This is a genomic window from Ruegeria sp. C2 (genome assembly GCF_056537765.1).
Window position 1 is genome coordinate 44,400 of record NZ_JBQFRZ010000006.1, and the last position, 15,065, is coordinate 59,464.

14 protein-coding genes, 1 other RNA gene and 1 riboswitch are annotated in these 15,065 nt (G+C 58.5%); of the genes, 5 read left to right on the forward strand and 10 right to left on the reverse strand.

Going from position 1 to position 15,065, the window contains the following annotated elements; genetic code table 11:
* Nucleotides 1-4 precede the first annotated feature (4 nt).
* The 5 genes from ACR0IV_RS16485 to ACR0IV_RS16505 all read right to left on the reverse strand — a co-directional run bounded on the left by ACR0IV_RS16485 (nt 5) and on the right by ACR0IV_RS16505 (nt 6,378).
* Nucleotides 5-1,582, reverse strand: a complete 1,578-nt coding sequence (locus ACR0IV_RS16485; RefSeq protein WP_480659736.1) for an ABC transporter ATP-binding protein — start codon at nt 1,580-1,582, stop codon at nt 5-7.
* Entirely contained in the window at nt 1,579-2,685 is a 1,107-nt protein-coding gene (locus ACR0IV_RS16490; protein ID WP_480534208.1) for an ABC transporter permease, read from the reverse strand. Before ACR0IV_RS16490 ends, ACR0IV_RS16485 begins: the two co-directional genes overlap by 4 nt.
* The gene (locus ACR0IV_RS16495) at nt 2,686-3,780 is read right to left on the reverse strand and encodes a microcin C ABC transporter permease YejB (RefSeq protein ID WP_480471792.1); all 1,095 of its coding nucleotides are present in this window, start codon (nt 3,778-3,780) and stop codon (nt 2,686-2,688) included.
* A gap of 1 nt (nt 3,781) precedes the next feature.
* The gene (locus tag ACR0IV_RS16500; protein WP_480659737.1) at nt 3,782-5,692 is read right to left on the reverse strand and encodes an extracellular solute-binding protein; all 1,911 of its coding nucleotides are present in this window, start codon (nt 5,690-5,692) and stop codon (nt 3,782-3,784) included.
* A gap of 176 nt (nt 5,693-5,868) precedes the next feature.
* Nucleotides 5,869-6,378 carry a c-type cytochrome gene (locus ACR0IV_RS16505; RefSeq protein ID WP_480471790.1) on the reverse strand — a complete coding sequence of 170 codons (510 nt, stop codon included), beginning with the start codon at nt 6,376-6,378 and terminating at the stop codon, nt 5,869-5,871.
* A gap of 121 nt (nt 6,379-6,499) precedes the next feature.
* Between ACR0IV_RS16505 and ACR0IV_RS16510 the strand changes: the two genes are divergently transcribed.
* Nucleotides 6,500-7,333: a prephenate dehydratase gene (locus tag ACR0IV_RS16510; protein ID WP_480659738.1), complete on the forward strand. Its 834-nt coding sequence runs from the start codon at nt 6,500-6,502 to the stop codon at nt 7,331-7,333.
* A gap of 11 nt (nt 7,334-7,344) precedes the next feature.
* Here ACR0IV_RS16510 and ACR0IV_RS16515 read toward each other — a convergent pair whose 3' ends face one another.
* The 3 genes from ACR0IV_RS16515 to nudC are packed head-to-tail and all read right to left on the reverse strand — an operon-like array spanning nt 7,345 to nt 9,316.
* Nucleotides 7,345-7,815 carry an N-acetyltransferase family protein gene (locus ACR0IV_RS16515; protein ID WP_480659866.1) on the reverse strand — a complete coding sequence of 157 codons (471 nt, stop codon included), beginning with the start codon at nt 7,813-7,815 and terminating at the stop codon, nt 7,345-7,347.
* Nucleotides 7,816-7,825: 10 nt separating this feature from the next.
* The gene (locus ACR0IV_RS16520) at nt 7,826-8,293 is read right to left on the reverse strand and encodes an SRPBCC family protein (protein ID WP_480659739.1); all 468 of its coding nucleotides are present in this window, start codon (nt 8,291-8,293) and stop codon (nt 7,826-7,828) included.
* A 39-nt stretch (nt 8,294-8,332) separates the two neighbouring features.
* Nucleotides 8,333-9,316, reverse strand: coding sequence for an NAD(+) diphosphatase (gene nudC, locus ACR0IV_RS16525; RefSeq protein ID WP_480659740.1), 984 nt, complete (start codon nt 9,314-9,316; stop codon nt 8,333-8,335).
* Between the two features lie 207 nt (nt 9,317-9,523).
* Between nudC and ACR0IV_RS16530 the strand changes: the two genes are divergently transcribed.
* The 3 genes from ACR0IV_RS16530 (at nt 9,524) to rsgA (ending at nt 12,704) form a co-directional block, all read left to right on the forward strand.
* Nucleotides 9,524-11,377, forward strand: a complete 1,854-nt coding sequence (locus ACR0IV_RS16530) for a bifunctional 2',3'-cyclic-nucleotide 2'-phosphodiesterase/3'-nucleotidase (RefSeq protein ID WP_480659741.1) — start codon at nt 9,524-9,526, stop codon at nt 11,375-11,377.
* Between the two features lie 39 nt (nt 11,378-11,416).
* Nucleotides 11,417-11,515, forward strand: an RNA gene (gene ffs / locus ACR0IV_RS16535) — signal recognition particle sRNA small type.
* A 109-nt stretch (nt 11,516-11,624) separates the two neighbouring features.
* A complete protein-coding gene (gene rsgA / locus ACR0IV_RS16540) occupies nt 11,625-12,704 on the forward strand; it encodes a ribosome small subunit-dependent GTPase A (protein WP_480659742.1) in 1,080 nt (359 codons plus the stop codon).
* Between the two features lie 17 nt (nt 12,705-12,721).
* Here rsgA and ACR0IV_RS16545 read toward each other — a convergent pair whose 3' ends face one another.
* On the reverse strand, nt 12,722-13,579 hold the full coding sequence (locus tag ACR0IV_RS16545; protein ID WP_480659743.1) for an alpha/beta hydrolase family protein: 858 nt from the start codon (nt 13,577-13,579) through the stop codon (nt 12,722-12,724).
* Between the two features lie 122 nt (nt 13,580-13,701).
* Nucleotides 13,702-13,925, forward strand: a riboswitch (cobalamin riboswitch).
* 88 nt (nt 13,926-14,013) lie between these two features.
* Between ACR0IV_RS16545 and ACR0IV_RS16550 the strand changes: the two genes are divergently transcribed.
* Nucleotides 14,014-14,421, forward strand: coding sequence for a hypothetical protein (locus ACR0IV_RS16550; protein ID WP_480659744.1), 408 nt, complete (start codon nt 14,014-14,016; stop codon nt 14,419-14,421).
* 3 nt (nt 14,422-14,424) lie between these two features.
* Here the strand turns inward: ACR0IV_RS16550 and ACR0IV_RS16555 are convergent, their stop codons facing one another.
* Entirely contained in the window at nt 14,425-14,928 is a 504-nt protein-coding gene (locus ACR0IV_RS16555) for a protein-tyrosine phosphatase family protein (protein ID WP_480659745.1), read from the reverse strand.
* Between the last annotated feature and the right edge of the window lie 137 nt (nt 14,929-15,065).

The following is a 15,065-nucleotide window of genomic DNA, read 5'->3' on the forward strand; positions in this document are numbered from 1 at the left end:
CTCGTCAGCCCGCCGCCGCAATCAGTTCGCGGGTGTAGTCGGTTTGGGCATGTTCGAACAAATCCTCGGCAGCGCCCATTTCGACCACATCGCCGTTGCGCATGACGATGACATTGTGGGACATCGCCCGCACTACCTTCAGGTCGTGACTGATGAACAGATAGGCCAGCCCATACTTCCGCTGCAGGTCGCGCAGCAGATCTACGATCTGAACCTGCACGGTCATATCCAGCGCGCTGGTCGGTTCGTCCAGAACCAGCAGCTTGGGCCGCAACACCATGGCGCGCGCGATGGCGATCCGTTGGCGTTGGCCGCCTGAAAACTCATGCGGGTAGCGGTCCATCGCGGCGGGGTCCAGCCCGACCTCGGTCATCACTTCGGCCACCAGATCTCGCGGGGCGCGGTGGGGATCAATCTTGTGAATGGCCAACCCCTCGGCGATGATCTGCATGCAAGTCATCCGGGGGCTGAGGCTACCGAACGGGTCCTGAAACACGATCTGCATGTCCTTGCGCAGCCGCCGCAACTCGCGCGTTGACCAGCGGCGAACGTTCTGGTCGCGGAAGGTGATCCCACCCTCGGACGCGATCAAACGCATGATCGCCAGCGCCAGTGTGGTCTTGCCCGACCCACTCTCACCCACGATCCCAAGCGTTTCACCCGCGCGCACGCTGAGCGTCGCGTCATTGACGGCCTTCACATAGCCCACGGTCCGTTTCAGGAAGCCACGCTGGATCGGGAACCAGACTTTCAGGTGATCGGTGCGTGCGACCTCTTCGGCATCCGAGGCCACCGGATCGGGTTGCCCCGACGGCTCGGCGGCCAAAAGCTTGCGTGTATACGGGTGTTGCGGATTGTCGAAGATCTCGGTGGTCACGCCGGTTTCGACAATCTCGCCATCCTTCATTACGCATACCCGGTCGGCGATGCGGCGCACGATGCCAAGGTCATGGGTGATGAACAGCATCCCCATATTCTCGGATTTCTGCAGTTCGGCCAGCAGCTCCAGAATCTGCGCCTGAATGGTCACGTCCAGCGCTGTCGTAGGCTCGTCCGCAATCAAGATATCCGGCTTGTTGGCCAGTGCCATTGCGATCATCACACGTTGACGCTGCCCGCCCGACAGTTGGTGCGGATAGCTGTCCAGACGATCCTGCGGGTCGCGGATACCGACCTTGGTCAACAGCTCCACAATCCGGTCCCGCGCGTCGCTGTCCGACACCCCCTGATGCAGCGCCAACGATTCCGCCATCTGTTTCTGGATCGTGTGCAGCGGGTTGAGCGAGGTCATCGGCTCCTGAAAGATGAAGCTGATGTCGTTGCCGCGCACATCCATCAACCTGTCTTCGGACGCGCCGATCATCTCTTGCCCGTCATACGTGACCGAGCCCTCGACAATCGCGCTGTCCCCCAGCAGCGACACGGTGCTGAGCGCGGTGACGGATTTTCCTGACCCGGATTCACCCACCAGCGCCACCGTTTCTCCCCGATCAACGGTGAAGGAAACGCCTTTTACCGCCGCCGAAACCTGCCCATCCTGCCGGAACGAGACCTTGAGGTTGTTCACATCCAGCAGGCTCATGAGAAGGTCTTTCTAGGATCAAACGCATCGCGCACGCCTTCGAAGATGAAGACCAGAAGCGACAGCATGATGGCAAAGGTGAAGAAGGCGGTGAAGGCCAGCCACGGGGCCTGCAGGTTCTGTTTCGCCTGCAGGGTCAGCTCGCCCAAAGATGGGGCCGACGAAGGCAGACCAAAGCCCAGAAAGTCCAGCGAAGCGAGACCGCCGATGGTGCCGGTGACGATGAAGGGCATGAAGGTCAGCGTGGCCACCATCGCGTTGGGCAGCATGTGGCGGAACATGATGGTCATGTTGCCCACGCCTAGCGCGCGGGCGGCGCGGACATATTCCAGATTGCGCGCCCGCAGGAATTCGGCGCGCACAACGCCCACCAACCCGGTCCAACTGAACAGGATCATCAGAATCACCAATAGCCAGAAACTTCGCCCGAGAATCGCAAACATGATGATGATGACGTATAGCGACGGGGTCGCCGACCATATCTCGATGATGCGCTGGAAGATCAGGTCCAGCCAGCCCCCGAAAAAGCCCTGAATGGCCCCGGCGAAAATCCCGATCAGACTGGCCACTCCGGTCACCAGCAAGGTGAACAGGATCGACAGGCGGAAGCCATAGATCACGCGGGCCAGTACATCGCGCTTGGTGTCATCCGTGCCCAGCAGGTTCTGGCCGTTTGGCGGCAGCGGTGCCGCGCCCGGACGATCCACGCTGGTGTTGAAGGAATAGGGGATCAGGGGCCAGATAGCCCAGCCGCGTTCAAAGCCTTCGGCCTCGAATGTGCCGGCCTTGATCTCGTCAATAATCCCTTCGGGGTCGTCAAAACACTGATCCAGACCCCCGCTGTCGATCAGGCACATAACCTCAGGGTCGCGATAGATCGCCTCGGTCTGGAAATCGCCGCCGAATTCGGTCTCGGCATAGAAGTTGAAGACCGGTGTATAGAATTCGCCCCGGTATTTCAGCAGGATCGGTTTGTCGTTGGCGATGAACTCGGCAAACAGCGACAGGCCAAACAGGATCGAGAAAATGATCAGCGACCAGAAGGCCCGCCCGTTGCGGCGGAAATTGCGCCAGCGGCGCTGGTTGAGGGGAGAAAGTGCCATTTACCCCTCCCGCTTTTCGAAATCGATGCGCGGGTCGACCAGCACATACATCAGGTCACTGATGATTCCGACGACCAGCCCCATCAAACCGAAGATGAACAGCGTGCCGAAGATCACCGGATAGTCGCGCGCCACGGCGGCCTCGAACCCCAATCGACCCAGACCATCCAGCGAGAAAATCGTCTCGATGATGATCGAGCCGCCAAAGAACACCCCGATGAACACCGCCGGAAAGCCCGCGATCACGATCAGCATCGCGTTGCGGAAGACATGGCCATAGAGGACCTTGCCCTCGCTCAGGCCCTTGGCGCGGGCGGTCATGACGTATTGCTTCTTGATCTCATCCAGAAATGAGTTCTTGGTCAGCAACGTTAGCGTCGCAAAAGCCGAGATGGTCAGCGCGATAATCGGCAGCGCGATATGCCAGAAATAGTCAGTGATCTTGCCGAACAGGCTGAGGCTGTCCCAATTGTCCGAAGTCAGCCCCCGCAGCGGGAAGATCTGCCAATACGAGCCCCCCGCGAAGAGCACCAGCAGAAGGATGGCAAACAGGAACCCGGGGATGGCATAGGCCACAATGATGGCTCCGCTGGTCCAGGTATCAAAACTCGACCCGTCCTTGATTGCCTTGCGAATACCCAGCGGGATCGAGACCAGATAGGCGATCAGCGTCGACCACAAGCCCAGTGAGATCGACACAGGCATCTTTTCCAGCACCAGATCAATCACGCTGATCGAGCGGAAATAGCTCTCGCCAAAATCCAGTGTCAGGTAATTGCCCATCATGCCCAGAAAACGTTCGAGTGGCGGTTTGTCGAAGCCGAACTCTTTCTCAAGCTCAGCAATGAACTCAGGCGGCAGACCGCGGGCACCGACGTATTTGTCGTCAAAGGCACCGCCTGCGGGCTCGGCCCCTGCCCCGGCGTCGCCGCCGCCTGCAAAGCCGGCAAAGACATCACCCTGACCTTCGATCTGCGCGATGATCTGTTCGATCGGTCCGCCGGGGACGAACTGCACCAGCGTAAAGTTGACGATCATGATGCCCAGAAGGGTCGGTATGACCAGCAACAGACGTCTTAGAATATAGGCGCCCATGTTACCGCAGCGCGCCTTTCGCCTTCAGTGCCGCCTCTTTCTCGGGGTTGACCCACCACAGGTCGAGATAGCCCAGCGTGAACGGAGGCAGGTTTTCCGGGTATTCATACATGTCGTAGTAAGCTGTCCAATAATCCGCCACATACCCATCCGGGATGATGAAGAACTCATAGCGCAGCACACGATCCAGCGCCATAAGCGCCGCGTCCTGTTCGGCTTGATTTGTGGTGTCGAATGACGCTTCGATCACGGCATCCACAAGCGGGCTGGCAAGACCCGCCGGGTTAAACAGGCTGAACGCCGCCTCTTCCGAGCCATACATCTGGCTCAGCCCGCCGCCCGTGGACAGGAAAGATCCGTAACGGGTCGAATACACCATGTCATAATCGCGCTCGCGCCGACGCAGGGTGAACTGCGACGGGTCTACCTTTTCCGCCGTCGCATCTACGCCAATGGATTGCAGGTTCTGGACAAAAGTCTCAATCATCGTTGCGGTCGATGTGGGAATGCTGGAAGCATAGGGAATATTGACCTTCAGCGTCTGCCCCTCAGCGTTGCGGCGCAGATTGCCATCACCCACCGGCCAACCGGCCTCATCCAGCAGCTTTGACGCCTGGCGCAGGTTACGGCGATCATTCAGGCGGGCTGCATTGGATTCGTGTACCACCAGCGCAGGCTCGTTCATAACAGCGGCGGGCACCACATCGCCCAGAGTTTCGAGGAACGCACGCTCTGCGCCTGCAGGCACATCTTTTGCTTCAAGATGGGTGTCCTGCACAAAGGAACTGCGCGGGGAGTTCAGGCCAAACATCAGCGATTCATTGGCCCACTCGAAGTTGAATGCCAGCGCGATAGCCTTGCGCACATTCTTGTCAGCGAATTGCGGCTTGCCCAGGTTGAACACAAAGCCCGACGGCGTCGGAGGGCTGCCGTCAGCGATTTCATCCTGCACGACAGAGCCTTCGCTCAACTTAGGAAAATCATAGCTGGAGGCCCAAAGCTTCGGATCGCTCTCGATGCGCATGGTGTATTCGCCCGCTTTGAAGCCTTCGAACGCAGCGGTCTGGTCCGCAAAATATTCAATCCGGATGGTATCGTAGTTGTTCCGACCCACGTTGATCGGCAGGTCCTTACCCCAGTAGTCATCACGCCGTTTGTACACGATCCGGCGATTGATATCGTAGTTGTCCAGCTTGTAGGGGCCCGATCCCACGGCCACTTCCAGCCGGGGTTCATCAAGACGGCGGCTCTCATCCGCTTCGAACCAAGCTTTTGAGAAGACCGGCGTTGAACCTACCGTTTCGATCAGACCGCGCCGTGTCACTTCGGGGTTGAAAGTGAATTTCACCGTGTGATCATCCAGCGCCTCGGCATTCTCGACCATGCGCCCCACGGCTTGGGCATAAGATGGCAGGCCCTGCTCGATGAACAAACGGTGGCTATAGACGACATCCTCGGCCGTGACCGGAGTTCCATCCCAGAAGGTCGCCTCGGGCCGCATGTGGAAGATCACATAGTTGCGGCCTTCATCATACTCGATGCTGTTGGCCAGAAGACCATAATATTGCCCGACACTGTCAGAAGTGCTGTCGATCAGTGAGTCATATTGGATCGTCGTCAGGGCGCCTGCGCGCCCCTTGCGTGAGAAGGGGTTCAGCGAATCGAACGTCCCCGAACCGGCAAGCGATAGCTCACCACCTTTGGGCGCATCCGGATTTACATAGTTCAGGTGCGGATAATCGACCGGATAATCCAGATTGCCAAAGTAAGAATAGCCATGACTGCGCGTTATTGCTTCTTCGTTGGCAGCGGCAATATTTCCGCCAGACAATAAGACCGTAGCCGAAATCCCAAGCACCGCAGCCCAAGATTGAAACTTTGGCGGTCGCGGTACGGTCAGAAGGGATTTCATTATGCTCGTCCTCTGGGTCATTTGTGATCTTCAATGTCGTGCAGGCCAGCTAAAAGACCAACACTTACTGTTGCAAGTTTAGAATGCGTGAACGCTTTGTGAAGTTCTTGTCAGACAAAAAATTAAAGCCGCTGCACCAGGCAGCGGCTTTGAAATCTTCAATTCTGACCGGTCGATCAATTGCCGATGGTTTGCAGATACGCAATCAGATCGGCGCGCTCTTGCGGTTTTTTCAGGCCGGCAAAGCTCATCGAAGTGCCCGAGATATAGGCGCTGGGACGCTCGAGGAACGCGTCTAGAGCTTCCGGCGTCCAGTTGCCGCCATGTGCCTGCATCGAAGCCGAATAGCCGGTGAAGCCTTCGGCCGTTGCGACCGGGCGATCTACGATACCATAGAGGTATGGACCTGTGCCGTTGGCGCCGTCCTCAAGCTTGTGGCAGGCGGTGCATTTGCGGAACACACGTGCGCCCTTCTCAGGATCGGCTGCGGCGAGCATGTCTTCGAATACGACCTCTTCACCGTCAGCGCTTTCACCCGCGCTTTCTGTTTCGATAATGTAAGCTGCTTCGGCAGAATGGCTATCAGAGCTATAGAGGACGTCCGCCCCCCATTTTGCCAGAAGAAGCACCAGGAAGGTGCCAAACAGGCCTGCTGCGGCCTTGGTAACTGTCATCGTGTCGAACATTTTGATCGCGTGTCCATTTCAGCTGTCTTGGGGGTGTCTAAGGCTTCCCCTGAGAAGAGGCAAGGTATAGACACCGCGACTAAACGCCCAATTCGCGAACTTGTTGCACGGAAACGACCAAATGACCAAACGCATTGCATTTCAGGGAGAACCCGGCGCCTATAGCCACGAGGCGTGCCGTAACGCGCGCCCTGATATGGACGCCCTGCCCTGCCGAACTTTCGAAGATGTGATCGAATCAGTGCGCTCGGGCGAGGCCGATCTGGCGATGCTGCCGGTCGAAAACACCACTTATGGCCGTGTCGCGGATATCCACCGGCTGCTACCCCATAGCGGGTTGCACATCATAGATGAGGCCTTTGTGCGGGTGCATATCAACCTGCTGGGGGTTCCGGGCGCAAAGCTCGAAGACATAACCGAGGCCCATTCCCATCTGGTTCTGCTGCCCCAATGCGCCGGGTTCCTCAAACAGCACAACATCCGAGGCCGTGTCAGCCCTGACAACGCCCGCGCTGCCCGCGAGGTGGCAGAGGCAGGTGAGCTTCACTCGGCCGCGCTAGCCAGCGAACTGGCCGGCGAGATCTACGGCCTGAATGTGCTGGCGCGCCACATCGAGGATCATGGCGACAACACAACCCGGTTCCTGGTGATGTCGCGCGAGGTCGATCTTGCGCGCCGGGGTAATCACGGGATGATCACGAGCTTCGTGTTCCAGGTCCGCAACATCCCGGCGGCACTCTACAAAGCGATGGGTGGGTTCGCGACGAATGGCGTCAACATGACCAAGCTCGAAAGCTATATGGTCGATGGTTCTTTCACAGCGACGCAGTTTTACGCCGATATCGTAGGTCATCCGGATGACCATAACGTCAAACTCGCGATGGACGAGTTGGAACATTTCACGACCAATGTTGAACTGCTGGGCGTATACCCGGCGGCGCAACCGCGTGGGTAAGATCCCACTATCTAAACCAACCTGAACGCTTTGCAGATAGCGCCCTCGATACGTCGGTATTCGCGAAACCCCATTGCCTCGTAGTACGCCAAACCTTCGGTATTTTCGGCTCCGATCGTGGCATCGATCGCTGCCACTCCATAATCTCGCGCGGCGGCCAAAGTGGCTTGGAACAGAGCACGCCCTATGCCGAGCCGCGCAGCAGCGGGATCGATATGAGTACCGATGATCCCCCAACCCGCCGTGGCTCCATATGGGTTGCCTTCGGTCGCGAATTTGAGTGACTGAAACCCCAGAATTTCAGAATTTCTCCCCACCGCAATCGAGCAACGGATTCGATTTGACGCCTTGATGTAATGGTTTAATGCGAAATCAGGATCACTCGGTTTAGTAGGCTTTCCTGCTCTTTTCGAGCCTTCATGACCGCTGACATTCCCGCTGCATCGCTTTCCCGGGCCTCTCTGATCACCGTTTGATACAATCGATTTTCCCTTAAACCCCGTGCAGGTGACGTTCTTCCATCTCGCGCGCGAAGTCGCTGAGACGTGTCTGGAACTGGCGGCGAAACCGGGACTGGCCCAGTTTCAGGGATTGCAGCAGTAGCCGGGCAGGCAGTGTCTTTGCTTTCAGCGACGTCATCACGCTCAGCCGTGTCCGGCGCTGCGACAGAGCCAGCAGTTCAATAAGAGTATCTCCGTTCATACCCTTGCTACTGGCCTGAAATCGCATCAACGACGGCGTTTCACATTCGCTCAGCACGATTGAAATCTGGCGTGGCTTACCGCGGATCTTCAGCACCGTCTCCCATGACGTACCTGCATGCGGCGATGCAAACCCGGAAGTACGCCGAACGTCGATCCCGCGGCGTATGGCCATGCGCTCAAAACGCTCGAAATCCGCCACCATGGCAAACACCGTGTCGATCGGGACTTCGATATCTTCCTGTGCTGAAAACTGCATCTCGGTTCTTCTCTGTCTCGCGTCGCCGCCAGTCTCTCGTTAGTCCAGCGTGTCTGCAAGCCAGTGTTGCAGCAAAAAATGCGCAATCGCGCCCTTGCGGGCCGGTAACAGGGTCGGGTGATCCCCCGCGAAAGCCTGCATCATTTCAGTCCGGCTGACCCAGATCGCGTCTTCGATCTCAACCGGGTCAATCTGGATATCTGGCGACAAAGCTTCACCCGCGCAGCCAAACATCAGGGACGCGGGAAACGGCCAGGGTTGACTGGCAAGATAACGCACTGCACCGACGGGAACACCGGCCTCTTCCATCACCTCGCGTCGCACTGCCGCCTCAAGTGTTTCACCGGGCTCAACAAATCCGGCCAGCAGAGAATACATCCCTTCCGGCCAGCCCGGAGAACGCCCCATCAGAACCGAATTGCCATGTGTGATCAGCATGATCACCACGGGGTCGGTGCGCGGGAAATGCTGGCCACCGCAAGCGGGGCAACTGCGTTGCCATCCGCCCTGAGAGATCTCACTGGCGGCACCGCATCGAGCGCAGAACCGATGCGTCTCATGCCATCCGATCACCGCCTTGGCCGTCGCCGCGAGCTCTGCATCGCGTGCGCTGAGGCGCGTCATGATGCGACGCAGTTCGGCAAAGACATGACCCTCAGGCAGATCGGGGTGCTGCTGTTCACTGCGATCCACGAATTCTCCGACACCGGCCAAATCCAATCCTTCGGCCGTCCAGCCGGAAATATCCATAGCGAACAAAGGTACGGCATCGTCCGAAAGACCCAACAGAATAGGCTTTTCGATCACTCCGTCCGAACCATTTTGCAAAATCTCGTGGTCCATCGCGATCAGCGCCAGCTTGTCCAGGGCTTCACCCTGCACCAGCACCTTGCCACGCCACAGCAGCAAACAACGCGCCTTGGGATCATCGTAGGCCAGCGCCAGCTTCTCTGGATCGCTCCGCAACAGTCCCGCCCGGTTCAAGCCCGAGCCGCCAAAGGTAACCTGTTCTGCGCGTATCATGCCTGTTGTCCTCGCCTGCCGCGCCAAGGGCTGCCATGTCTGTGCTGTCGGTGCAACGGAATTTGAACAAACAAAATATTTTTGATCTGCCGCCGAAAGACCGCAGCATTGCCCCGGAATTTGCACTAAGTCCATCTCATGGTGAAAAATCTGTTACGATGACAGTCAGAAGTTGAAATTTTGAAACACGATAATTCGGCGCGTCAAATGCAGACGCGTAATTCCTGCGCAAAGGTTCGGATATTGGCCACGTCCGACCTGCATATGCATTTGACGTCATTTGACTATTATTCCGACATTCCAGAGGCGAGCCGGGGCCTGACCCGCACCGCCAGCCTGATCCGAACGGCCCGAGATCAGGCCCGGTGCGACGGCGCGCTGGTATTACTGTTCGACAATGGTGACTCGTTGCAGGGCACTTCGCTTGGAGAATGGGCCTCGGACGTCGCAACCCAGATACATCCGCTCTCACAGGCATTCGACGCTCTGGGATATGACGCGATCGGGTTGGGCAATCACGATTTCGGATTCGGGCTGGATCTGGTGAATCGTATTGCTGCTCAGATCGCCTGTCCGATGATTTGCAGCAATATGCGCACAACACACACGCCTCAACGCTGGGTCCCTCACGCGATCCTACAGCGGACGGTTTCCGTAGATGACGAAGACGTTCCGCTCCGTATTGGTGTTTTGTCCGTTCTGCCGCCGCAGACCATTCGGTGGGAGGCGCATATGTTGCAGGAGCAGGCAGAGGTCACCGACATTCTGACAGCAGCGGCGCAGACGGCATCTTACCTCCGCTGCCAGGGCTGTGATCTTGTACTGGCGTTGGCCCATTCGGGGTTGGATCAGGTGGAAGCCGAAGCCGGGATGGAGAACGCAGTAATCCCGCTGGCCGCAATAGAGGGGATTGATGCGCTCATTGCCGGGCACACTCATCTGACGCTGCCGGGCAAGGCGCATGAAGGTTTGCCTCATGTGGATCACGAGCAAGGGCTGGTACATGGAAAACCGGTTGTGATGCCGGGATGGGGGGGCTCGCATCTGGGTGTGATCGATCTTGAGTTGAAACAGGATGCTGAGCACCGCTGGCGCATTGTTGAAAGCCAGGTCTGTGCAACCCCGATCAAAACGGCAACCGGGCCGATCCCGGAAGACACCGAATTGAAACAACTTTTTGCCATAGGTCATGCGGAAGCGCGCAAACGCGTCTCTGAACCCGTGGGGTCGGTGTCTAAGGCGTTGCACAGCTATTTCACCTATTGCGCCTTAGATCGGGGGCTTGCGTTGCTGGCGGCAGCTCAGGCTGCTGCCGTACGGTTCCATCTGGCTAGTACCGAGTGGGAGAGCCTTCCGATTCTCTCGGCCGCGGCACCCGCCAAATCCGGAGGCCGTGGAGGCCCGGAGTATTTTACCGACGTTCCCGCAGGCGAGATCTCGGTCCGCCATGTGGCCGATCTGCATGTCTTTCCCAATGAGCTGCGTGCGGTGCAGGTGACAGGAGAGCAACTGCGCGACTGGCTAGAAATGTCTGCTGGGGTGTTCAATCAGCTTTCGACCGATCAGCCTTCGCACCTGATCAACCCGAAGCGTGCAGGGTTCAATTTCGACGTTCTGCACGGCACAACTTACGAGATCGACCTCTCGCAACCGGCACGATTCGACGCTGCTGGCCGTCTGACGAATCCGGCCTGTTCCCGAATCCGTTCACTGAAGGTGGGCGGCAATCCAATCACTCCAGATCAGAAATTCATTGTCGCAACGAACAATTACCGCGCCAATGGCGGCGGGCATTTCCCTTCGATTCCACATGCCTGTCCGATCACGCTGCCTGCGTGGCTCATTCATGATGTGTTGCGTGATTATCTGGCGAGCAAACTGCCATATGACCTGCTGGAGCAAGCGCCGCGCCCGTTCATTCTAAGGCCGACAAACGGAGCCAGAGCAATTCTGACCACCGGCCCGTCCGCCCGTGCCTATCTGCATGAATTGGCCGAGTATGACCCCTGCGTTCTGCCGTTGGACGAAGACGGGTTCCTGCCTATCCAACTGACCCTCTGACGGGTTGCCAATGTGGTGCAGCGGGCCTATATGGGGGGTCGAGAGGTTGGCGCGGGCGAGCGCCTCGCCAACCTGGTCAGGTCCGGAAGGAAGCAGCCACAACGAGTCCCGCTTGGGTCGATGTCCAGCCTCTCACTTTATCAACCCCTGAGCCACAGGAGGGCTTTATGATTGTAGCAATGACCCTTCGGGCAGCCGGGTTCTGATCCGACACGATCTTCTGACTGCCTGAACACATGACCAGCGGATGCGCGATCGCCATCTGTCGGACACGCTGTTTCTGACAACAGGCAGACCAATGTCTCTTTCTTTATCGGACCTCGGATGGTCCTCACATTTTGCCGCGCAACACGTGGCTGACCCAACCTGCAATCCCTTTCGCATCACAGCCGTTCATCGGGATCGGTTGATCGGGCTTGGCCCCAACGGCGAGATCCCGTTGCTGACCCCCAACCACCCCACCGGCGACTATGCGGTTGGGGACTGGGTGTTGGCAGACAATGATAGACGCGTGCACCACCTGCTGGACCGGCGCAGCCTGCTGCAGCGTCGCGCTGCGGGCACAGGTGCTTCGGCACAATTAATCGCCGCGAATGTCGATGTGTTGTTCATCGTCAGCTCATGCAATGCCGATTTCAGTCTGCCCCGGCTGGAACGCTATCTGGCGCTTGCGCATCAGGCCGGGTGTTATCCGGTGATCGTGCTGACCAAGGCCGACAATTCCGATGCACCCGAGACCTTTGTGAAAAAGGCGCAAGCCATCGATCCGTTTCTGACTGTGTTGGCGATCAATGCACTGGACCCGGCTGCGATCGAACAGGTTCTTTCGTGGTGCCCAAAGGGTCAGACCGGTGCGCTGCTGGGCTCATCCGGAGTGGGTAAAACCACGCTGGCCAATGGCATGACCGGGCAGGAAAAAGCCACGGCGGGCATTCGCGAGGATGACGCACGGGGCCGGCACACCACGACCGCGCGCGCGTTACATCAGATGCGCAATGGTGGCTGGCTGATCGATACGCCCGGCATGCGGGCGCTGCGTTTGCTGGATGCACAGGACGGAGTCGATGAGGTCTTCTCGGACCTCACGGAGCTGAGCCTGAATTGCCGTTTCTCGGATTGCCAGCACGAAACCGAGCCCGGCTGTGCGGTTCAGGTCGCGGTCCAAAGCGGCACGCTTGACCCGTCCCGGCTGGAGCGTTGGCGTAAGTTGCGGCGCGAGGATCAGCGCAACTCGGAAACCATCGCTCAATCCCGCGCGCGGGACAAAGCGTTCGGCAAGATGGTGCGTAGTGTCACGCAGCAGAAAAAGTCGCGCAAGAAGCTGTGAGGCAACGTCCCGTCTGGTCAGTCGATCAGGCGGGGCCAAACCGCTGCGTTTCGTCGGGCGAACGCTCCGATATGTCCAACTTTTGGCAAACCAAATTCCTGCGGCGACAACAGGTGACGATGGGCATTTGAGCCGTAAAGATCGGCCAGCCGCCACACGGCTGCGGGTGGCACCATCTCGTCATCTTCAAAGGCGAACAGATCAACACGCCCGCCTGCGGTGGACCAACGGGCCTGAGGCAGCGTCTCTCCGATCTCGGGCAGATAGCTGTCGGGAGCCGTGCACCACTTGCGCCATTGCCAATAGATCAACGCGGGCAGATCCTCACCAAAACCGACCGCCTTGCCCGGCAGATATCCCAGAGCACGGACCAACAACGGCACATGGCCATACCAGAACAACGCAGCCAGCGCGCGGTAAGGCCACGGGTGATCTTTGAGCGTCACTAGACCTGAACAGACGCAGATCATCCGATCTATTTGTTCGATATCCGACTGCACCGGCCCAAGCATCGCACCAAGCGAGTGGCCAATACTCCACAGCTTGGCACCCGGAAACCGAAGCCGCATCTCGGCCCGTGCGGCAGGGATATCGACCAGCGCCCAGTCTGCCATTGTCACGGTCGAGGCCTTCTGCGACCCGGTCAGCGAGTGACCAAAATCCCGGTAGTCGTAGGTCAGGCAGGCTATTCCGCGCTCAGCTGCCAGCCAACGCGCAAAATGCTGATAGTAATCTCGTGGTACACCTGTGGCATTGTTAATGACCACAACCGTTTCCGGATCGGTCGCAGGCCGATACAAGCGGGCGGACAGCATCGCGTGCCCGGCGGGGAACCGGAACTCCTCGGTCATCACGGTTTGCTGAGCGTCCAACATCTGATCCTCATGCGTTATCTGAACCGATCAGTTCACTCGATCGCGTTCGAGTCAAGGTTGACGTGGCTGGACCAAAGGTAAGCTTGTGGCATTCAATCCGCTTGACTCGGGAAGTGCGCAACCGCTAGCGATGTGGTGATGGTTCCCGCTCCCTCGTTCGAGGCCGGGATGAAAAGGGAACACGGTGCGGCCCTGCCCGGTAATATCCGGAACGGACCAAATCCGCGACTGCCCCCGCAACTGTAAGCGGAGAGCAATGCCGTAGCGCCACTGGCCTTGAAGGCTGGGAAGGTCGGCAAAGCGATGACCCGCAAGTCAGGAGACCTGCCATCGGAACCGAAACTGAAACTCGGGCGGGGTGTCCGGGCAGGTCCAGACTGCACTGTGCTGTCCCACCTGTTTCACACCCTCAGCCCACGCGCGGAGGGCGCATCATGATATGGAAAACCGGAACCCACCAGTTCTCGGCAACAATTTGCCAAAGGACGGGGAAAACCTGTCCGGCTTTGGCGCGAATCGCACGGGCGCTGGCCACCTCGATGGCGGAATCAGCCCCTGCGGCAACTACAGAATTCGAGATTCAGGGCAGTAGCGAACTGGCGCATTGTACGGATGGGTGCACCGCCCGTTTTCGCGCGCGCGCCGACGAAGTCAGAGTGTTCTGCGGTGCTGGATCAGACGACGCGATTGAGCATCTGGACAGCTACGCAGACCTTTTGTTCGGCACCGAGACCGCAGCACTGTCGACAAGTATCTTGTCGAACCCGCCATGCGCGATGCTCGAAGTGTTGACACTTGCCCAGACTACGTCGGTGCAACCCGAATACCGACCGTCTGCCTGACAGTCAGCCCGCAGCCAGAATACCGGCGGGCGCGATCGCCCATTCCATCTGCTCGTCGGTTTCAACAGCGCAGGGTCGCAACGCGCGCAGCCTTTGCAACGCTGCATCCGGATGCTCGCCGCATTCTATCATCAAACGCAGTACAGCCATACCAGATCGACCACATCCGCCCTTGCAATGAACCAAAATACGCCCGCCACCAGACAGCGCATGACGCACTGCGGCACTGGCTTCGACCCAACGTTCGTCCACCTCGGGTGATGGCGTGCCATAGTCCTCGACCGGCAGATGAACCCATCGGCAGGCGCGGTTCCGAACGTCGATACCGAAATCTCTGGCGCCATCGAGTATCATCTCGACCTCGGTTGCCATTGAAAGGATCAGGCCGGGCTTCCAATCGGCGACGGCATCCAGATCGCCTTGATAATCGCCACCCCGACCCGGCATCGATGTCAGCGCGAGCGTTCCTCCGCCAACCTGAAGTGCATGGATAACCATCTGAGACATTATACGTTCCCCCCGAAACGTTAATCAGAAGATCTTTCTACGGGTCTTCAAGTGTCTGATCTTAACCGCCCCGTCCCGCATTCCAAAACGAAAATCATCCGGTCGGGCGGTGGACGCGGACGGCGGCGGCCTCTACG